20 protein-coding genes and 1 tRNA gene are annotated in these 19,653 nt (G+C 62.6%); 12 read left to right on the top strand and 9 right to left on the bottom strand.

Annotated elements, in window-relative coordinates; all coding sequences use genetic code 11:
* The first annotated feature begins 9 nt into the window (after positions 1-9).
* From Q8R61_RS01345 to Q8R61_RS01330, 4 genes are all read left to right on the top strand, one after another.
* A tRNA-Asn gene (locus tag Q8R61_RS01345) sits at positions 10-85 on the top strand.
* Between the two features lie 119 nt (positions 86-204).
* On the top strand, positions 205-465 hold the full coding sequence (locus tag Q8R61_RS01340) for an ArsR family transcriptional regulator (RefSeq protein ID WP_305533512.1): 261 nt from the start codon (positions 205-207) through the stop codon (positions 463-465).
* A 105-nt stretch (positions 466-570) separates the two neighbouring features.
* Positions 571-1,131 (top strand): hypothetical protein, encoded by a 561-nt coding sequence (locus tag Q8R61_RS01335; protein ID WP_305533511.1) that lies wholly within the window; start codon positions 571-573, stop codon positions 1,129-1,131.
* Between the two features lie 151 nt (positions 1,132-1,282).
* A complete protein-coding gene (locus tag Q8R61_RS01330) occupies positions 1,283-1,522 on the top strand; it encodes a VF530 family protein (protein WP_305533510.1) in 240 nt (79 codons plus the stop codon).
* 204 nt (positions 1,523-1,726) lie between these two features.
* On the opposite strand, the gene Q8R61_RS01325 is transcribed toward Q8R61_RS01330, so the two are convergent.
* The 6 genes from Q8R61_RS01325 to Q8R61_RS01300 form a co-directional block, all read right to left on the bottom strand.
* Complete coding sequence (locus Q8R61_RS01325; RefSeq protein WP_305533509.1) at positions 1,727-1,888, bottom strand: hypothetical protein; 162 nt, start codon at positions 1,886-1,888, stop codon at positions 1,727-1,729.
* 64 nt (positions 1,889-1,952) lie between these two features.
* Complete coding sequence (locus Q8R61_RS01320) at positions 1,953-2,462, bottom strand: peptidylprolyl isomerase (RefSeq protein ID WP_305533508.1); 510 nt, start codon at positions 2,460-2,462, stop codon at positions 1,953-1,955.
* Positions 2,463-2,477: 15 nt separating this feature from the next.
* Entirely contained in the window at positions 2,478-2,867 is a 390-nt protein-coding gene (locus tag Q8R61_RS01315; RefSeq protein WP_305533507.1) for a hypothetical protein, read from the bottom strand.
* A gap of 101 nt (positions 2,868-2,968) precedes the next feature.
* A complete protein-coding gene (gene aprA, locus Q8R61_RS01310; RefSeq protein ID WP_305533506.1) occupies positions 2,969-4,837 on the bottom strand; it encodes an adenylyl-sulfate reductase subunit alpha in 1,869 nt (622 codons plus the stop codon).
* On the bottom strand, positions 4,837-5,319 hold the full coding sequence (gene aprB / locus Q8R61_RS01305) for an adenylyl-sulfate reductase subunit beta (RefSeq protein WP_305533505.1): 483 nt from the start codon (positions 5,317-5,319) through the stop codon (positions 4,837-4,839). Before aprB ends, aprA begins: the two co-directional genes overlap by 1 nt.
* Before the next feature lie 52 nt (positions 5,320-5,371).
* On the bottom strand, positions 5,372-6,220 hold the full coding sequence (locus tag Q8R61_RS01300; RefSeq protein ID WP_305533504.1) for an adenylyl-sulfate reductase: 849 nt from the start codon (positions 6,218-6,220) through the stop codon (positions 5,372-5,374).
* A 350-nt stretch (positions 6,221-6,570) separates the two neighbouring features.
* Between Q8R61_RS01300 and Q8R61_RS01295 the strand changes: the two genes are divergently transcribed.
* Positions 6,571-6,915, top strand: coding sequence for a hypothetical protein (locus Q8R61_RS01295; protein WP_305533503.1), 345 nt, complete (start codon positions 6,571-6,573; stop codon positions 6,913-6,915).
* 134 nt (positions 6,916-7,049) lie between these two features.
* Here Q8R61_RS01295 and Q8R61_RS01290 read toward each other — a convergent pair whose 3' ends face one another.
* Positions 7,050-7,442, bottom strand: a complete 393-nt coding sequence (locus Q8R61_RS01290; RefSeq protein ID WP_305533502.1) for an HIT family protein — start codon at positions 7,440-7,442, stop codon at positions 7,050-7,052.
* 138 nt (positions 7,443-7,580) lie between these two features.
* Entirely contained in the window at positions 7,581-9,083 is a 1,503-nt protein-coding gene (locus tag Q8R61_RS01285) for a CoA-acylating methylmalonate-semialdehyde dehydrogenase (protein WP_305533501.1), read from the bottom strand.
* Positions 9,084-9,380: 297 nt separating this feature from the next.
* On the opposite strand from Q8R61_RS01285, the gene Q8R61_RS01280 reads away from it, so the two are divergent.
* The 7 genes from Q8R61_RS01280 (at position 9,381) to Q8R61_RS01250 (ending at position 18,444) form a co-directional block, all read left to right on the top strand.
* Positions 9,381-9,827 (top strand): response regulator, encoded by a 447-nt coding sequence (locus tag Q8R61_RS01280; RefSeq protein ID WP_305533500.1) that lies wholly within the window; start codon positions 9,381-9,383, stop codon positions 9,825-9,827.
* A 3-nt stretch (positions 9,828-9,830) separates the two neighbouring features.
* Positions 9,831-11,525 (top strand): GGDEF domain-containing response regulator, encoded by a 1,695-nt coding sequence (locus Q8R61_RS01275; protein WP_305533499.1) that lies wholly within the window; start codon positions 9,831-9,833, stop codon positions 11,523-11,525.
* Positions 11,526-11,594: 69 nt separating this feature from the next.
* On the top strand, positions 11,595-13,313 hold the full coding sequence (locus Q8R61_RS01270; RefSeq protein WP_305533498.1) for an ATP-binding protein: 1,719 nt from the start codon (positions 11,595-11,597) through the stop codon (positions 13,311-13,313).
* A gap of 26 nt (positions 13,314-13,339) precedes the next feature.
* A complete protein-coding gene (gene phnD, locus Q8R61_RS01265; RefSeq protein WP_305533497.1) occupies positions 13,340-14,179 on the top strand; it encodes a phosphate/phosphite/phosphonate ABC transporter substrate-binding protein in 840 nt (279 codons plus the stop codon).
* Positions 14,179-15,468: an ATP-binding protein gene (locus Q8R61_RS01260; protein ID WP_305533496.1), complete on the top strand. Its 1,290-nt coding sequence runs from the start codon at positions 14,179-14,181 to the stop codon at positions 15,466-15,468. The genes phnD and Q8R61_RS01260 overlap by 1 nt, the downstream gene beginning before the upstream one ends.
* Before the next feature lie 67 nt (positions 15,469-15,535).
* Positions 15,536-17,779 carry a PAS domain S-box protein gene (locus Q8R61_RS01255; protein ID WP_305533495.1) on the top strand — a complete coding sequence of 748 codons (2,244 nt, stop codon included), beginning with the start codon at positions 15,536-15,538 and terminating at the stop codon, positions 17,777-17,779.
* Positions 17,780-17,805: 26 nt separating this feature from the next.
* Positions 17,806-18,444: a phosphoribosyltransferase gene (locus tag Q8R61_RS01250; protein ID WP_305533494.1), complete on the top strand. Its 639-nt coding sequence runs from the start codon at positions 17,806-17,808 to the stop codon at positions 18,442-18,444.
* Between the two features lie 7 nt (positions 18,445-18,451).
* On the opposite strand, the gene Q8R61_RS01245 is transcribed toward Q8R61_RS01250, so the two are convergent.
* A complete protein-coding gene (locus Q8R61_RS01245) occupies positions 18,452-19,645 on the bottom strand; it encodes an efflux RND transporter periplasmic adaptor subunit (RefSeq protein ID WP_305533493.1) in 1,194 nt (397 codons plus the stop codon).
* Between the last annotated feature and the right edge of the window lie 8 nt (positions 19,646-19,653).

The following is a 19,653-nucleotide window of genomic DNA, read 5'->3' as shown; positions in this document are numbered from 1 at the left end:
CTTCCCTATTCCCCGATAGCTCAGTCGGTAGAGCGACGGACTGTTAATCCGCAGGTCCCTGGTTCGAGCCCAGGTCGGGGAGCCACGAATTCATGCACTTAGGCCACCTCAGGGGTGGTCTTTTTGCGTTCTCCGGGTCTGTGCAGGCCGCTCCAGGGGGCCCGGTTAGCGTCTCTCGCTCATCCACACGTCAAAGGAATCGACATGCAGACAGACCAGGTTCTAAACCACTTGAAAAAACATGGCCAGCTTCTCGACCTGGAAATCGCCTCGGCAACCGGCATCGCACTGCCTCAGGTACGCAAAGTACTTGCTGACTTGATGGCACGCAAGGAAATATCCCAGTGCAGCGTCACCCACTTCAACGGCAACAAGCGTGTTGAGGGGTTTCAGTGCCGTATTTCGGGTTATGTGCCGCCCGTCGCACCCGGTCGCAAGGCTGGAAAAAGCGTCTCATCCGACTAGCAACGCGGCAGCCATCGAAGCATATTCGGTCCAGGAGTCCAGCGGGTGATCCCTTCAGCGAGGGGTGATCCCAGTGGGTTTCAACCAATTTTAAGAGCACCCCCCGTGACCAACGCACAACGCCGAGCTGCCTGGCTCGCCAGGCAGGCCAAAGAGAAGTCTTCAGGTAACGCCAGCCAGCCTGAGCCTACGCCTATACCCACGCCCAGCAGCGTGTTCTGCCCCCATGAGGCGGGCGCGTATTACCTTGCTTCCGTGAATACTGTCGGCACGTTCAAGATGTTCGCCAGGGACCTCAAGCCGCCCGTCTACACCTACGACATCACCACCGTGCGTTTTGAATTGAATCCTGAAACTGGAAAATGGATCTGGTTTGATGGCGAGAAACATCAATCCCCGCGCAAGAACCAGGATGGTTGGCGTCTTGGCAGCAAGCGGTTGCACGACACCCGCGAAAGCGCAGAAGCCGAGCTTCAGCGCGAGATGGCCAAGAACGGCGACCGGGTGACCAAGGTGCATGACCTGCCCGATGATGCGACTGCGCTGAAAAAGATCCGCAGCGCCCACCACCCTGACCGCAATCCCGATTCCGACGGCGATCTCTATCAGGCTGTAGTCGAGAAGCTGGACAGGATGCGCACGCTGACCCTGCGGGCCGAAGCCTGATAGCGTCTGGATCCGTACAGCCCACGCTTGCCCGGTGGGTTATGCAATCAGCATACGCACTGCACAGCTGGGAATCGATCAACGCGTCAGCCACCCCATCAAGCTGTTATCGCATCGATATGCCAGGCGTTGTCTGACAAGGTTTGCAACCATGCAAGAGATCCAGCCCAACAATCCGCTACACGGTGTCACGCTTGCACAGGTATTGAACGAACTGGTTACGTTCTATGGCTGGGATGCGTTGGGGCGGAAAATCGAAATCCGCTGTTTCACCCATGACCCGAGTATTGCGTCGAGCCTCAAATTTCTTCGTCGTACCCCGTGGGCACGGGAGCGTGTGGAATCGCTGTATATCGAAATGCTTCGAGGCATGGGTACCAAGCAGCTGTAATCCGCAGGTCCCGGGCTCGAGCTCAGTTCGGGGAGCCAAAATACAAAGGCCCGCAGTGATGCGGGCCTTTTTCATGTCTGCTTTTGGCTCGGGAGCCAACTGCCTGATGTTGACGTTATCTTGTAACGGCCTGCGCGGTTGCGGGCCGTTTCTACGTCATTGCGGATCTCCGCGCGACCGGTCAGATCCGCGTGGCCGCCGGATTTACGGCTTCTTGGGCGTGGTGTATTTGACCACTTTATGGAACGGTTCCCAGATGGTGTCGTAGCCGACGTAACCCTTCTCGGTCGGCGCTTTTTGCCGGGTGGTCACAAAGCGTGATTTACCTTCCGGGACTGGACGCTTGATTTTGGTGGGTTCGCTCATGGTTTACCTCGTCTCATTGGAAAATTGGGCTTGGAAACACCGTATCCGGCAGTTTGCAAATCATTCAAACGGGAACGGCGCGACAGTTGTTTAGGTCAGGGGCCGCTTCCACCTTGCCGCCGTACTGGATTTCCGCGTCTGTGGCATCACGCACCATCAGGATCTCAAGCTTGAAAATCACTTCCCGGCCGCACAGCGGGTTATTGCCGTCAATCGTCACCGTTTTTTTGTCCACTCGGGTCACCAGAAAACTCCTGGTTTGACCATTGTCGTTTTCCATCAGGATGGCGGTGCCGACTTCACGGTAGGCCTCGGGGACGTTCGCGATGGCTTCGATAATCACCAGTGCTTCATCGCGGGGGCCATAGATGTCGTTGCAGTCGATGTGCACTTCGATGATATCGCCCTCGGATTTGCCTTCCAGCGCGTCCATGACCCGGGGTGACAAGATCTCGTTGACGCCATGAACATAGCCCAGCGGAAACTCGACCTGCGTCAGCACCTGGCGTGTTTTCTGGTCGATGACCTTGTAGGTCAGTTCGACATATTTGTTGGCTTCGATGATGGCTTTCATGGGTATCCCGAGGTTTCAGAAAATGGAGGCGGCAAAGATGCGCACCTCGCCTTGTTCATAGCCCAGGACCAGCCGGCCGAGCCATTCCCCTTCCCGCTTCGTGCTTCGGACCCGGTATAGCACCGTGACATGCTGCCCTCTACGGATGATGCCAAGGTAATCCCATTCTTTGTGCAGGCTTCGGGTCAGTTCGCTGTTGGCGAACTGTTTGCCGACTTCGATTTCATTGAGGCCGAGCAGCAGGTCGTAGGAGAACTTGCGGATGAATTTGCCGTATTGCCCCTGGTTGGAGTATTTGATCAGGTCGTTCCACATGGGGTGGGCGAGCTCCAGAATCGCCTCGTCTGTGTGATCGATGATGTTGATGGAGGTCTTGGGTGTGGCTTCGACAACAGAACTGCTCATGAGTCATTCCTGATGGTTCGCTAAAAAATAACTGCGCAATAAACGTGCGGGTCTTTAGGGAGGCCAGCAGCGGCCAGCAGGCGCACCGCCGGGGCTTCGGCTTATTCGTCCTTGCCGACCAGGTGGTAGCACGGGGCCTTTTCCATGGTGTATTCGCCGGTCTCGGGATCGCGACGCGATACGGTGAGAACGTGCCAGTTTGCATCGTCGAGCTTCATCGCATCCCCCCGGTAGTAGTAGCCCGGCCAGCGGGTTTCCTTGCGGAACAGGGTGTGTTGCATGACCGCCTCGGAGGTGAGGTGGCGATGCTTCAGTTCCCAGGCGCGCAGCAGTTCATGGATGTCCTCGGCGGCGATTTTTTCAAGGTCTTCTTCCATGATCTTGAGTTTTTTCAGGCCGATTTGCAGCAGTTTGTCGTTGGTCATGTAGTTGACCGTCGCCCCTGCGCAGTACTCGTCCATCAACTTTTGCAGCCGGTCCAGACCCTGTCTGGGGTTGATGTAGTGCGGGTTGACGCTGCCCGCGGTGATTTCGTTTCGGTTGACCCGGTAGTGCTCCATCGGCTTGAAGATTTCTTCGCCGCGACGCTGGATCTGCTCATCGGATACCCGGATGCCCTCGGCCTTGCCGTCGTCGATGTACTTGCACGCCGCCTTGGCCGCCAGACGCCCTTCGGTAAACGAGCCCGACGAGAACGCGTGCGGCGTACCGCCGACGGCATCGCCGGCGCCGAACAGACCTTCGACCGTGGTCATGCGGTTGTAGCCCCAGTAGTACTCCGGCGGGGAAAGGTCCTCCGGACCCGAACACCAGGCGCCGCAACCGGTCGCGTGCGAGCCCATCACATACGGCTCGGAGGTGGTCAGTTCAGGGTTTTCATACTTCGGATTGACATCCGTCGCCGCCCACAGCACGGCCTGACCCACGGTCATGCCGAGGAAGTTATGCCAGCCGATCTCCTCAAGGTGCGGATCCTGGAAGGCCTCCATCGTCACCATGTGGATCGGACCGCGACCGGCGTTCACTTCGGAGATGAAGGCGTGGTTGCGCAGACAGGTCGGAATCGGTTTGTGGGACAGATGCTGACCTTCGGTATCCAGGTATTCCTTGCCGACCATTTCAGTCAGCGCGGGGAACCACTTCGACTCGTACTCTTCGCCATTGCAGTTCTGCGTGTAGGTCTTCAGGTGCAGAAAGTAGGCGCCCACCGGACCGTAACCGTCCTTGAATCGCGCCAGTACGATACGGTTTTCCATCTGGGTCATTTTCGCGCCGGCCTGGATCATCAGGCCATAGGCCGAGCCCGACGACCACGGCGCATACCAGACGCGACCCGCGCCTTCACCCACTGAGCGCGGCTTGAAGATGTTGGAAGCGCCGCCCGCGCCGACAATCACCGTCTTCGACTTGAAGACATGGTAATCACCGGTACGGACGTTAAAGCCGACCGCGCCGGCCACGCGGTTCTCCTTGGCGTCATCCATCAGCAAATGGGTGACGCAGATCCGGTTGAAGACCTTGTCGGCGGATTTCTTGGCGGCCTCGGCGACGATCGGCTTGTAGGATTCGCCGTGAATCATGATCTGCCAACGCCCTTCGCGCTGATAGGTGCCGGTCTTGGGGTTGCGCATGATCGGCAGACCCCACTCTTCGAACTGGTGAACGGCGGAGTCGACGTGACGCGCCATATCGAAAAGCAGGTCTTCGCGCACCATCCCCATCAGGTCCATCCGCGCGTAACGGACGTGGTCTTCAGGCTGGTTCTCGCCCCAACGCGTGCCCATGTAACAGTTGATCGCGTAGAGGCCCTGCGCCACCGCACCCGAACGGTCCATGTTGGCCTTTTCGGCGATGACGATCTTCTTGTCCTGCCCCCAGTAGCGCGCTTCCCACGCAGCACCCGTGCCGCCCAGGCCCGCGCCGACGACGAGGATGTCGATGTTGTTTTCGACAATAGTGTTGTAAGCCATTAGTAGTACACCCCCTCTTTCATCACGAGACCGTTCGATTCCAGCGTATGCAATTCGCCTTCGTCCAGGCGAATGTATTTGGGCTCGTTAAACAGCAACTGGCTATCGCGCATCGCCTGGCTGGGCGCGGGCACATCGGAGAGTTGCGGAATGTGTTTGCCCCAGGGTTTGGTCGTGATCGGCGCCAGCAGCTCCATGTCTTTTTCGCCGTTGCGGAACTTGATGCGCCAGGCAATGACGCCTTTTTCCTCGTCGCGGCGGACGCGCACCGAATGGCCCAGCGGGGCGAAGTCGGCGTAACCGCGCACATCGATCGCGTCATGCGGGCAGGCCTTGACGCACGAGTAGCACTCCCAGCACATGTTCGGCTCGATGTTGTAGGCGCGCCGCGTGACTTTATCGATGTGCATGATGTCTGACGGACAGATGTCAACGCAGTGTCCGCAGCCATCGCAACGCGTCATGTACACAAAGGTAGGCATGGGGTTCCTCTCGATTCTGTTGGATTGCCGGGGTTGTTAATTGATGGGGCGATTAAAAATGGCTGGACGGTTCACGCTTGATGCCCAGTCCCATGTTGGGCGGGTTGGCGCCCATGTAGGTCGGGATATCCGGAAACCTCGCCTGCACGTCAGGATCCGACAAATCGTAGATGGCGGGCATGTTCTCTCTCGAACCATCCGCCTTGATGATGCGCTTCTGGAAAGCGGCCGCAGGCTTGAAGAACATGTGTGCGAACTTGGACCAGTACACCGAGCCGAAAAGCAGCGTGCTAAAGGCGACGAACAATACGAAGAACAGCATGTTCAGCGTGTCGACGCCCAGGGTGAAAGACCAGAGCAGCGCGAAGGTGGCCATGCCAAGCAGGCCGATGATGAAAAGGTCGCCGCGTCCGTTCAGCTGATACCACTTGACGCCCTCGGAGGCGACATCGACCCGGATGCTGAACCAGAACCAGTAACCCCCCAGGCACAGCATGGCCGCGCCCAGGTGCCAAAGCAGCGGCAGGATAGTCGGTGCCGGATCTTCCAGGGTCGGATAGGCAAAGATCAGTATCGCCGTGGTGACGACAAAAACGATGAAGCCGTACATGGTGAAGAGGTGCGAAATGCGGCGCTTCGGATTGGCGAATTCGCCCGAGGTCAGCACCTCATTGGCGACGGTCTTCAAGGCCAGTGCGCCTTTTTCACCCGCACCGAGCGTACGCGTCGCGTTCTTTTTGGCCTTCCTGGCATTCTCGAAAAAGTACTGGGCGCTTTTCTTGTGGAGCATGTCGAGTATCGTCCCGGCCACCACCAGAAGGATCATCAGCACGACGTATGCCTGCATGGCAGTCGGGGGTATGACGGCGGCGAGTTCGGCGAAGGGGTTACTAGCGAACATGGGCTCAGGTCTCCTAAGAGTCTCTAAAACACGAACACGCGTCCTTCGTTTACGAAACAGCTAAGAAAATCAATGGCGAGGAACCGTGGCACGCAGGAAAGCGGTACTTAATGGCAAAAATCGTCGAACTCAATGCTGCAGACTACAGATGCATGTTAGACCATGAAAATAAACATGCTCAGGATTGGTCAATTTGCCTATCAAGCCGCCAGATCATGGAATGGTCGAGAACCGGACATATAAATAGATCAATATCAAACTTGTGCGCGGGAAACATGAATAGATGAGTCGTGCCAGACTTTGCCTTTATGATCCATCTCATTGTTCAATGACACCCTGGCGGATCCCCCTTGGATACTGATACACCCGAATCAAGTCGCAAGGCGCTGATCGACGCCCTGCTTCTCAAGCTCCCTGGCGTGAGCGCAAGAAAAATCAGCGGCCTTGATGCCTACTTCGTCAGCGACAAGATGTTCGCCTGCATCAGCGGTCGCGGCGTCGGACTGCGCCTGCCCGCCGCCACCGCGACCGAACTGCAGTTCTCAAGGGGCGATGTCGTCTCGTTCCAGCCCGGCGGTATGGCCAGCACTCGGGAATGGGTACAGATCGACCGCGCCGATGCGGCCGAGTACGAGAAGGATCTCGAACTGTTTCAGGCTTCGCTCGCGTTCGTGAAATCCGCCCGGACCCGATAGATCGGCAGCGTCGTCGACACTCGCCTGGGGCTGGTTTCGCAGGCCCTGGTTCGGACCCAGGTCGGGGAGCGAAATACAAAAATGCCCGCATAGCGGCGGGCATTTTTCATTCCGGAATTCTCAATGCGTGCAGTTCACGCCCAATACTTCGCCTTGTCCGGCAGCACCCAGCGCACACCGCCGCGTGCGTCTTCCTTGTCGCCGCGATAGCGCGGGATCAGGTGGATGTGCAGGTGGGGCACGCTCTGCCCGCCGGCCTGGCCGTGATTGATGCCAATGTTGTAGCCGTCGGGCTGGTGATGGCGGTCGAGGATGTCCTTGGCCTGCGCCAGCATGCGGAACATCGCCAGATGCTCGGCCTCGGTGGCTTCGAACAGGGTGGCGAAGTGGCGGCGCGGAATGATGACGCTGTGGCCGAGCGAGACGGGAAATCCATCGCGGTAGGCGACGGCCAGTTCCTCTTCGGCGACGATGCGGTGCGGGTCCAGTTGGCAGAATGGACAGGGTCGGGTTTCAGCTGAGGTCATGCCTTGGGTGTGCTCGTGTCGTTGTCATGAATCGTTTCGATCCGGCCGCGCGGTCGCGACCGGAGGATGCTGCAGAGGCTTGCGCGGATTCGAGTTTAACCGATGCGCGGCTCGTTTCAGCCGCCCGGGGCAGGCACTTCAGCCCAGGGTGGGCATGGCCAGCGAGCTGTCGGTGCGCTCGGCCGGCGCCGGCCAGCGGCGGGTGACGACCTTGGTGCGCGTGTAGAAGACCACGCCTTCCATGCCGTGCATGTGAAGGTCGCCGAACAGCGAGGCTTTCCAGCCGCCAAAGGAGAAGAAGGCCATCGGCACCGGGATCGGCACGTTGACGCCGACCATGCCGACTTCGATCTCGTTTTCGAAGCGGCGCGCCCAGTGGCCGGAGCCGGTGAAAATCGCGGTGCCGTTGCCGTAGGGGTTGGCGTTGATCAGATGGACCGCCGCATCGAAGCTGTCCGCCCGCAACACGATCAGCACCGGGCCAAAAATCTCTTCGCGGTAGATGTCCATGTCCGGCGACACGCGGTCGAACAGGGTGGGGCCGATAAAAAAGCCGCGCTCGCCGCCGGCGACGTCGATGCCGCGTCCGTCGAGCACCAGTTCGGCGCCCTGGTCGACGCCGCTGCCGATCAGGTCAACGATGCGCTCGCGATGCGCCTGTGAAATCACCGGGCCCATGCCGACGTCCGCGGTGTCGCCGCGCCCGACCCGGATCTGCGCCGCCCGCTCGCGCAGCAGCGGCAGCAGGCGATCGCCCGCCTCGCCCACTGCCACCACGGTGGAAATCGCCATGCAGCGTTCCCCGGCAGAGCCGTAGGCCGCGCCGACCAGCGCATCGGCGGTGAACGCCATGTCGGCGTCGGGCATCACCACGGCATGGTTCTTGGCGCCGCCCAGCGCCTGCACGCGCTTGCCGTTGCGAGCCGCTGTTTCGTAGATGTGCCTGGCCACCGGGGTGGAGCCGACAAAGGAAATGGCGCCGACGTCGGGATGCTCGAGCAGCGCCTCGACCGCCTCCTTGTCGCCGGGCACGACATTAAAGACGCCATCGGGCAGCCCTGCGTCCTTGAACAGCTCGGCCATGCGCAGGCTGCACGAGGGCACTTTTTCCGAGGGCTTGAGAACGAAGGTGTTGCCGCAGGCGATGGCGACCGGAAACATCCACAGCGGCACCATGGCGGGGAAATTGAACGGCGTGATGCCGGCACACACCCCCACCGGCTGCAGCATCGAATGGCAGTCGACGCCGCGGCCGACGTCTTCGGCGTGCTCGCCTTTCAGCAGATGCGGCACGCCGCAGGCGAATTCGATCACCTCGATGCCGCGCTGTACCGAGCCGACGGCGTCGAGCACGGTCTTGCCGTGTTCTTCCGAGGCCAGCCGCGCGAGTTCGTCGCGATGCTGTTCCATCAGTTCGCAAAAACGGGTGAGGATGCGCGCGCGGCGCAAGGGCGTGGTCTCGCGCCAGGCGGGGAACGCGGCCCGCGCCGCCATCACCGCAGCATCGATGTCGCGCCGGCTTGCCAGCGGCACACGCCGGATCACTTCGCCGCTGGCCGGGTTGAACACGTCGGCCATGCGGCTGCCCTGCGACAGGGTGCGCTGACCGTTGATCCACAGATGCAGGCTTGTGACTGTCATGGCGTGCTCCTTTCTGCCGGGCGCGCGCTGCACACCCGCCGATGCGAGGACCTCAGTTTAGCGCTGGCCAGTCCGCGTGTTCATCGCGGGCGATGGCGCATGCCGGAGACGGGCCGCACGGGTTACTGGATATTCGTCTAGTACGAAATAGCTACTTTAAAAAACAATTAAGCAATGGACTATTTGTACCAGTTCGCTTGTCGCGCATATGGGATTACAGATATATTGCGTATGCTGTTAAGAAGGGCATTCAAACTGAACGCGCCCAGCCAAAAACAACAATGGAGGCGCTACGCCATGCAGTCCGACAAGGTCATCCTGCTGGTTGAAGACAATCCTGATGACGAGGCGCTCACGCTGCGAGCGCTGAAAAAGAACAACATCTACAACGAAGTCGTCGTGGCGCGCGACGGCGTCGAGGCACTCGACTACCTTTTCGGCACCGGCACCTATGCCGGCCGCGATACGCGCATCCAGCCCCAGATCGTGCTGCTCGACCTCAAGCTGCCGCGCGTCGACGGGCTCGAGGTGCTGCGGCAGATGCGAGCCGACCCGCGCACCGCGCTGCAGCCGGTGGCGGTGCTCACCACATCCAACGAAGAGCGAGACGTGCTTTCCAGCTATCAGCTCGGCGCCAACAGCTATATTCGCAAACCGGTCGATTTCGAGCAGTTCATGGAAGCCGTGCGCCAGATGGGCCTCTATTGGCTGGTGGTCAACGTGCCGCCCCCTGCCCAAGCCTGAACCATGAACCAGCCCCTGCGCCTGCTGCTGGTCGAGGACTCCGAGGACGACGCCCTGCTGGTGGTGCGGGAGCTGTCGAGAAACGGCTTCACCCTCGAGCATGTTCGCGTCGACACGCAAGCCGGCCTGCGCTCGGCGCTGGACGAGGGCGAGTGGGATGTCGTTATCACCGACCACAACATGTCGGGTTTCAATTCGGATGAAACGCTCGCCATCGTGCGCGAACGCGATGTCGACCTACCGATCATCATCGTGTCCGGCAGCATCGGCGAAGACATCGCCGTGGCCGCGATGCGGGGCGGCGCCCACGACTACATCATGAAAGGCAATCTGGCCCGGCTGGCGCCGGCCATCCAGCGCGAACTGCGCGACGCCAAGACCCGCCAGGCGCATCGACAGGCGCGCCAGGCCATCGAGCATATGGCCTTCCACGATGCGCTGACCGGGCTCAACAACCGCTTCGAATTCGAGCACCAACTACGGCGTGCGCTCGAAACCACCGAGCATGGCCATAGCCATGCCCTGCTCTACGTCGACTTGGACCAGTTCAAGATCATCAACGACACCTGCGGCCATGTGGCCGGCGACGAGTTGCTGCGCCAGGTCGCCACCCTGCTCAAGGAGCCCATCCGCGGTGCCGACACCCTGGCCCGCCTGGGCGGCGACGAGTTCGGCGTGCTGCTGCTGGATTGCCCACCGGATCAGGCCCGGCGCATCGGCGAACGCATGCTCGAACTGGTGCGCGACTTCCGTTTCATCTGGCAGGACAAGAACTTCAACATTGGTGCCAGCCTCGGCATGGTGATGCTCGACCATCCCGGCCTCACCCTCGGCGATGCGCTACGCCAGGCCGACATGGCCTGCTATGCCGCCAAGGACAAGGGGCGAAACCGGATCCAGCTCTACCTGCCGGACGACGTCGAGCTGCGCCAGCGCCATGGCGAAATGGAATGGGTCAACCGCATCAACCGCGCGCTGGAAACCGATTTCTTCGAGTTGCACCATCAACGCATCGTTGCGCTGAACGGCGCCCACCCGGCCGAATGCTGTGAGTTCCTGCTACGGATGCGCGAGCCGGGCAACAGTCGCCTGATCCTGCCCGGCACCTTCATCCCCGCCGCCGAACGCTACGGCCTGATGCCGGCGATGGATCGCTGGGTCGTCGCACATTGCCTGAGCCACCTCTCTTCCTGCCGCGCTGCCGCACCCGAGCTCGACAAGGGGCTGGCCTTCATCAACCTGTCCGGCGCAACGCTGAACGACGAGCATTTTCTCGCCTTTGTGAAGGACCAGCTGGAACAGCATGGCATCCCGGCCGCCAGCGTCTGCTTCGAAATCACCGAAACCGCGGCGATCTCCAACCTCAACCATGCGCTCGCCTTCATCGATGGCGTCAAGACGCTCGGCTGCCGCGTCGCGCTCGACGATTTTGGCGCCGGCCTGAGTTCGTTTTCCTACCTGAAAGCCCTGCACGCCGATTATCTGAAGATCGACGGCGGCTTCGTCCGCGACATGCTGGACGATCCCATGGATGCATCGATCGTCGAGGCCATCAACAACATCGGCCACGTAGCCGGCCTCACGACGATTGCCGAATTCGTGGAGTCGGAGGCCCTGCGTGCGCGCCTGGTCGAAATCGGCGTGGACTATGCGCAAGGATATGGTATCCACCGGCCGGAGCCGTTGCCGGTCAATTGAACTCCGGTCTGTCTGCCGTGCGGCGGACAGACCCTCATGCCCAGAAGTGCAGTCTGCAGGAGCGCTCTCATGTCAGCACGCATTCACGCAGGAAAACACCCGAACGCGCCCACCCCGGGCATGGACGCGCAGGATGCAGCGGCATCGCCGATAGACAGCCACTCACCTGACTCAACGGTACCGCCGCGCTACCGCAGCCTGCTGAATTCCGCCCGCGCGATCCCCTGGAAATACGATCTCGCCGAAGACCGCTACACCCATATCGACCCGCAGATCGAGGCCATACTCGGCCACCCGGCCGAGGCCTGGCTCGAGCCGGGCTTCTGGCAGGCGCACATACACCCCGACGACCGCGAATGGGCGCCGCGCTTCTGCTTCGAGGCCGCCCGCCGCGGCGAAGACCACGAGATCGAATACCGCATGCTGGCAGCCGACGGCCGCACGGTATGGTTGCGCGACCACGTCAACGTCATCGGTGGAACCGAGGGCCCGACGCACCTGCAGGGTTTTCTGTTCGACATCAGCGAACAAAAACAGGCGCAGACGGTGATGGAGTTTCTGGCACGCACCACCAGTGCAGACGATCCGGACGATCTGTTCCAGCGCTGCGTGCGCAACCTCGCCCAGGCCTACGGCGCGCGCTATGCCTTCATCGGCCTGCTGCTCGACAGCGGGGAGGACGTGCGCACCCTGGCGGTGTGGGCCAACGATGGGTTGGCCCCCAACTTCGACTACACGCTGGAAGGCACGCCGTGCAAGGACATCCTCGATCTGCGCAAGGAACTGATCCCGCGCGATGCGGCCCGGCTCTATCCCGACGACACGATGTTGGCCCAGATGGGGGTCGAAAGCTACTTCGGCACGCCACTCGTCTCGTCCAGCGGACGGATGCGGGGCCTCATCACCGTGATGGACACCAAGCCCATGCTGTTGACGCGCTGGACGGCGCCGCTGCTCGGCGTCTTCGCCACCCGCGTGGCGGCAGAGCTCGATCGCAAGGATGTCACCGACCGCCTGCGCGAGCTCAATGCCTCACTCGAACAGCGCGTGATGCAGCGCACCGCCGAACTCGAAGCAGCCAACCAGGAGCTGAAGGCGTTTTCCTATTCGGTATCGCACGACCTGCGCGCGCCCTTGCGCGCGATCGATGGCTTCAGCCGCGCTCTGCTGGAGGACTACGCCGGGCTGATCGACACTACCGGCAAGGATTACCTGCAGCGCGTGCGCAACAGCGCCCAGCACATGGGCACGCTGATCGACGACATGCTGAAGCTGTCGCGCGTCACCCAGGCGCCGTTGCAGCCGGAGCCAGTCGACCTCGGCAGCATGGCCGAAGCAGTCGTCGCGCAGCTGCGCCGGCAGGACCCCGCGCGCGACGTACGTGTCGACATCGCGCCCGGCCTGCATGCAGTCGGCGACCCCGGCCTGCTCCGCATCATGCTGGAAAATCTGCTCGGTAACGCCTGGAAATACACTGGCAAGACCGCCGCCGCGCAGATCGTTTTTGATGCCTCGCAGCGGGACGGCGAAACCGTATTCCGGGTGTGCGACAACGGTACAGGCTTCGACATGCAATACGCCGACAAGCTGTTTGGCGCCTTTCAGCGACTGCACCGGCGTGACGAATTCGAGGGCACCGGCGTCGGGCTGGCCACGGTGCGCCGCATCGTCCACCGCCATGGCGGCCGGGTATGGGCCGAAGCGAAACCGGACCGGGGCGCCCGTTTTCATTTCACGCTTGACCCGCCTGCCCGCCCGGATGCCATCCTGGAAACACGCAGCGACTGAACCGCACACGCAAGATGGAGCGACACATGAGCAGACACATCTGGCTGATTGCCCTCACCGCACTCTGGCTGTCCGGCCCGGCCCAGGCTGAGCTGGTGCTCGGCGTGCACCCCTTCAAGCCCGCCACCCGGGTGGTCGATGCCTTCGCCCCCCTGACACAGTATCTGAGCAACAAGCTCGGGCAACCCGTCACGCTGCGCGTCTCGCAGGATTACCAGGCGCACATCGACGCCACCGGACAGAACGCCTACGACATCGCCTACCTCGGGCCAAGCCTCTATGTGAAGCTGCGCGACGCCCATGGCGAGCGACCCCTGCTGGCGCGCCAACGGATCGGCGATAAGCCCGTTTTTCACAGCAAGATTTTCGTGCGCGCCGATAGCCCGGTGAAGGATCTGGCCGGACTGGACGGCAAGCGTTTCGCCTTCGGCGATCCCAAGTCGACCATGGGCCATCTGGTGCCGCGCTACCAGCTCTGGCAGGCGGGGATCACAGTCGACCGTCTGGCCGGTTACCGCTTCGTCGGCGATCACGTCAATATTGCGCTCGGCGTGCTGGCCGGCGAATTCGATGCCGGCGCGGTCAAGGAAGACGTGTTCTATCAGTATGAAAAACGCGGCCTGCGCGCGATCGCCACCTCGGCGCCCATGTCAGACCACCTGTTCGTCGCCAGCAGCACCATGTCGCCGGCGCTCGTCAGCAAGCTGCGCGGCATCATGCTGGCCATGCATCGGGACCCGAAAGGGCGCGAGGCGCTGCAGGCCGTCACCGCCGGCATCAATGCCCTGGTACCGGTACAGGACAGCGACTATGACTCGCTGCGTGCCGTCCTGAAAAAACTCCACGAACTGGGCGTGCGCGACTGATGTCCGGCCGTCATGCTCACCGCGCTGCCAACCGGCGCGCCCTGCTCATCTTCGTGCTCTCGCTGGCGCTGCTCGTGACCGCCACCGGCTTTGTGGTGGGCATGCTGCAGGGACGCTTTCTGCGTGACGATTCGAATGCGAAATTCCAGACCGAGCTCGCCCTGCTGGGCGAACTGGCCATCGAGCCGCTGCTGCGCTCCGACTACGCGACGGTCGAACGCCTGGTCGATGCCTGGGTACAACGGCGCCCGGAACCGATGAAAATCGCAGCGGTCACGCCCAACGGCTACACGCTGGCCAACGCGCAGAACCGCGATACCGTGGAAAACACGCTGGCGGTCGACCTGCCGGTCGAATTCAACGGCCGCCAATTGCTGACCCTGCATGCGATCACCGATGTGTCCGCCCGCGAACAGGGCGTATCGACCATCGCACGCAATGCCGCGCTCACCGGCGCACTGCTGGTGACGGTGCTCGGATGGGTGATGTGGAGCATCCTGCAACGCACGGCCATCCGCCCGCTGGAAGACCAGGTCGCCGCGCGCGAGCAGAAGGAGCGTGAACTGCAGCAGCGTACGGGGGAGCTCGAATCCGCCATCCGCGAGCTGGAGTCGTTCAGCTATTCGGTCTCGCACGATCTGCGCACGCCACTGCGCGCGATCGATGGGTTCAGCCTGCTGCTAAGTGAAGACTATGCCGCCGTGCTGGACCCCACCGCACAGCAGTACCTCGCGCGCACGCGTGCGGCGGCGCAGCGCATGGGCCAGCTGATCGACGACCTGCTGGGACTGGCGCAGATGACGCACCAGGGCCTGCACCCAACCGACATCGACCTCGGCGCGCTGGCCCGCGACAGCCTGCAACGCCTGGCCATGACCGATCCGCAGCGCAGTGTGGACATCCGCATCGGTGAAGGTCTACACGCTCACGCCGACCGGCAGCTGATGGCCATCGTGCTCGACAACCTGCTTGGTAATGCCTGGAAATACACGTCGCACCGGGAAAACGCGCGGATCGAATTCGACAAGCATGTGCGCGAAGGGCAAACGGTGTTTTTCGTACGCGACAACGGCACCGGCTTCGACATGCGTTACGCCAGCAAGCTCTTCATGCCTTTCCAGCGCCTGCACGGCTCGGACTACCCGGGTACCGGCATCGGTCTTGCCACGGTGCAGCGCATCATTCGCCGCCACGGCGGGCAGATATGGGCGCGGGCCATGCCCGATCAGGGCGCGACCTTCCATTTCACGCTGCCGCTCACGCCTGCGGCGGCGAAACTGCCGGCATGACTCCCATGACGCACCCCGGCAACCCGCGACAGCAAAGCGCACGGATAGGGCGCTGAGGAGACGCACCATGGAAGGCATGCTGCAGACCACCCTGGCCGTACTCGCGGGCGTATGTTTATACGCCACGGTCCACCATCTGTGGGTCGGCCTGCAGCAGCCCCGGCATGCCCTGCACCTGCTGTTCGCCCTGATGTGCCTGCTCGTCAGCGGCTATGCGCTCAACCAGATCAACCTGTATCACGCCGACTCGCCGCAGACGCTGGTTCAGTTTCGCCGCATCCAGCAAACGCTGGCAGGGCTGATACTGGGCCTGCTGCCATGGTTTGTCGCGCTCTATACGGGCATGCGGACGGGCCTGCCCTGTCGCCTCCTCAGCCTTGCATTCGCGGGACTGATCCTGGTTCACTGGATACGACCCTACGGACTTTATTACGACGAATTGCCGATGCTGCAGCAGCGCGTACTGCCGTGGGGCGAGACGATCGTCGATCTGAGCGTTGGAGGGAGTGGTACCGCCCTTGCGATGGCGTCGGCTGCGGTGGCCCTGGTGTTGGCCCACGCCGTGTACGGCTGCGTCCGCCAGTTCCGCCATGGGGTTCGCCGGCGCGCCGTCATGCTGGCGATCGCGCTCGGTCTGTTCTTCATTTCCATCCTGCTCAGCATTGCGGTCAATGCCGGTTACCTCAATTTAATGCATACCCTGGAATTCGGTTTCATTGCGCTGGTCGTGCTGATGAGCGCGACGCTGAGCGGTGAGCTGCATGCGAGCCGCAGTGCGCTCGTGGCCTCGGAAGCGCGCTTTCGGATCCTGGCGGAGCAGGCCACCGACGCGATTTACCTGCACGACACCCAGGGCCAAATCGTCGATGTCAACCAGCAGGCCTGCCGCGAGCTGGGCTACTCGCGCGACGAGCTGATGCGGATGCGCGTGGCCGATATCGAAATCGCAATAAGCCCGGCGAACTCTATGGCAACCTGGGCCACCATGCAGCCCGGCACGCCTGTGACACTGGAAGGCCGGCATCGTCGCAAAGACGGAACGATGTTTCCGGTCGAGGTGCGCATCGGACTGTTCCACGCCGACGGCCGCGATTTCGCGCTGGCAGTTGCCCGCGACATCAGCGCGCGCAAGCAGACCGAAGCGGCGCTGCGGGCCAGCGAGGAGCGCCTGCGCGCAACGCTCGACAATACGCCCGGCGTGGCCGTTCAATGGTATGACCGCGACGGCCACGTGCTGTACTGGAACAAGGCGTCCGAACAGTTGTATGGCGTCCCGGCCGCGCAGGCGATGGGCAAGACCCTGCGCGATTTTCTGTATACGCCCGAGCAGTTCAGCGGTTTTCTCGACGCCATCGCTGGAATCGAACAACAGGGCATGCCCTACGGGCCCGCTGAAATCAACATGCAAAACAGACAGGGTGAAAAAATATGCGTGATTTACACCCTGTTCCAGATCCCGGGCAATGTGAACGAGCCGATCTTCGTCTGCATGGATGTCGACATCAGCGAACGCAAACGTGCCGAGGCCGAGCTACAGCTGCATCGCGAACACCTCGAGGAACTGGTCAGGGCGCGCACCGATGCGATGGATATCGCCAACCGCGAACTCGAAGCCTTCAACTACTCGGTCTCGCATGACCTGCGCTCGCCCCTGCGTGCGGTTGACGGTTTTGCCCTGGCACTGACCGAGGACTACGCCGGCAAGCTCGATGCCACCGGCCAGGACTACCTGCAGCGGATCCGCGGCGGCACGCAGCGCATGTCCGCGCTGATCGATGCCATGCTGCAGCTCTCGCGCATTGGCCGCAAGCCCCTGAAGCCAGGCTCGCTGGATTTGAGCGCCATGGCGCACGAGATTCTGGCCGAGCTCGCCGTTGCCGAACCGGCGCGCCAGGTTGCCATCGACATCACGCCCGGATTGGGCGCCTGGGGCGATGCGCAACTGCTTCATGCGGCGCTCGCCAACCTGTTGGGCAACGCCTGGAAATACAGCGCCAAAACGCCTCACGCCAAAATCACATTCGGACTCCTGCAGCAGGATGGCCAGACGGTCTACTTCGTTCGCGATAACGGCGTCGGCTTCGACATGGTCCACGCCGGCAAGCTGTTCGGCGCCTTCCAGCGCCTGCATCACCGTGCCGAGTTCGAGGGCACCGGCATCGGGCTGGCCACGGTGCAGCGCATCATCCATCGCCACGGGGGGCGCATCTGGGCCGAGGCTGCGCCGGGACAGGGTGCCATCTTCCATTTCACGCTGCCCGTCCAGCCACCTGATGCCGCGTCTGCAAACCCGCCGCCGGGTCTACTATGAAGATATCCAGCGCACCAAGGACCGTCATGCCATTCACCAATCGCCGCGAGGCCGCCGACCGGCTCGCTGAAGCCTTGAAAGCCTACCAAGGCCGGCATCCGCTGATCCTCGCGATCCCGCGCGGGGCAGTACCTATGGGCCAGCGGCTGGCACAGGCGCTGGAGGGCGAGCTCGACGTGGTGCTGGTACGCAAGCTGCGCGCGCCGTTCAATCCGGAATTCGCGATCGGTTCGATCGACGAATCGGGCTGGATCTATCTGGCGGACCACGCCGAAGCGGCCGGCGGCACCGCCGCCTACCTGAAGCAGGAGAAGCAGGCGCAACTGGAAACCATCCGCCAGCGGCGCGCGCGCTATACGCCGCTGCGGACGCCGATCGATCCGGCAGGGCGGATCGTGATCGTGGTAGACGATGGCCTGGCCACCGGCGCAACCATGATTTCCGCGCTGCATGCACTGCAGGCAAAAAGGCCGGCACGCCTGATCTGTGCGGTGCCGGTGGCGCCGCCGGATACGCTGGAAAGAATCCGGGAGTATGCCGACGAGGTGGTGTGTCTGGAGACACCGCCGTACTTTCAGGCGGTCGGGCAGTTTTATGCGGACTTTCCGCAGGTCGACGACAGCGAAGTCGAGGCCATACTGAAACAGACTTCGCCGGTCAGTTGACGCGCATTTAACGCGGTTTCACCCGCGTGCCCTCGCCGATCTTGTCGTCCGGGTGGCTGATCACGCGGGTGCCGGCTGCAAGCCCCGACAGCACCTGGGTGGCCAGCCCGGCGCGCTGTCCGGCCTCGACCGGCGTCAGGCGGGCGCGGCCGGCGTCCACCGTGAACACGGCCCAGCCTTCACCATGACGGAACAGCGCGCTGGTCGGCAACTGCAACACCTCGTCGGCCTCCCACAGCACGAAGCGGGCTTCCACCCGGTAGCCGTCGCCCAGCGCCTGCCAGGCCTCGCGCGGCGCGGCGAAATCGACGATCACGCGCACCCGCTGTTCCTCCACGCCGAGCGCCGAAATCTTGGTGAAGCCGCTCGGCTCGACCACCCGCACCGTGCCCGCCAGGGCCGCCTCGCCGCCCCAACGGTCGAGGATGACTTTGGAACCGGGAGCGATTTTCACCGCGTGGGTGGATAACACCTCGACCTCGACTTCGAGGCTGTCTGGATTGCCGATTTCGAGCAGCGGCTGGCCGGCCGCCACCGCGCCCTCGCTTTCCTGCAGCAGCTTCAGCACGCGGGCCGCCACCGGTGCGCGCACCTGCAGCACATCGGCCGCGCCGCCGCTCTGCAAGCTGCTTGTGCTGGCGACCGCGGCGCGCGCGGTGTCGAGCTCGAAACGCGCCACCCGGACCGAATGCGCTGCGGCCTGCTGCACGGCACGGGCGCGGGTTTCTGCCGTGCGCGCGGTATCGAGCGCCTGCGCGGAAATGAAATTCGATTCGCGCAGGGATTCGGCGCGGCTGCGTTCCTGCTGCGCCAGTTGCGCCGCTGCCGTAGCGGCGGCAGCATTCTGCCCGGCCACCGCCAGCGCGGCCTGCGCGGCGCTCACCTGCGCCTGTGCCTGCGCGCGGGTGCGCGGATCGAGCGCCACCGCGCGCAGCGGTTCGATCACCGAGAGCACCTGCCCGGCCGCAACCGCATCCCCCGCCTTGAGGCCGCTGCGGCGCGCGTAGCCGGCCACCGGCGCGGTCACCTGATAGCGCTCCATGACGCGCGTCTTGCCTTCCTCTTCCACCGTCACCGCGAGCGGCGCGCGCGTCACCTCGGCCAGATCGACAGGCACTGCGCGCGGCATCAGGCCAAACGCGATGCCGGCCGCCACAATGACGGCCGTCGCCAGCATTCCAATTTTTGCGCGTGTTTGCATGCCTGTCC

It is taken from the genome of Thiobacillus sp. (assembly GCF_030696885.1).
GTDB lineage: Bacteria > Pseudomonadota > Gammaproteobacteria > Burkholderiales > Thiobacillaceae > Thiobacillus.
Note: the sequence above shows the minus strand (reverse complement) of the source record. Positions and strands in the feature narration are given on the sequence as shown.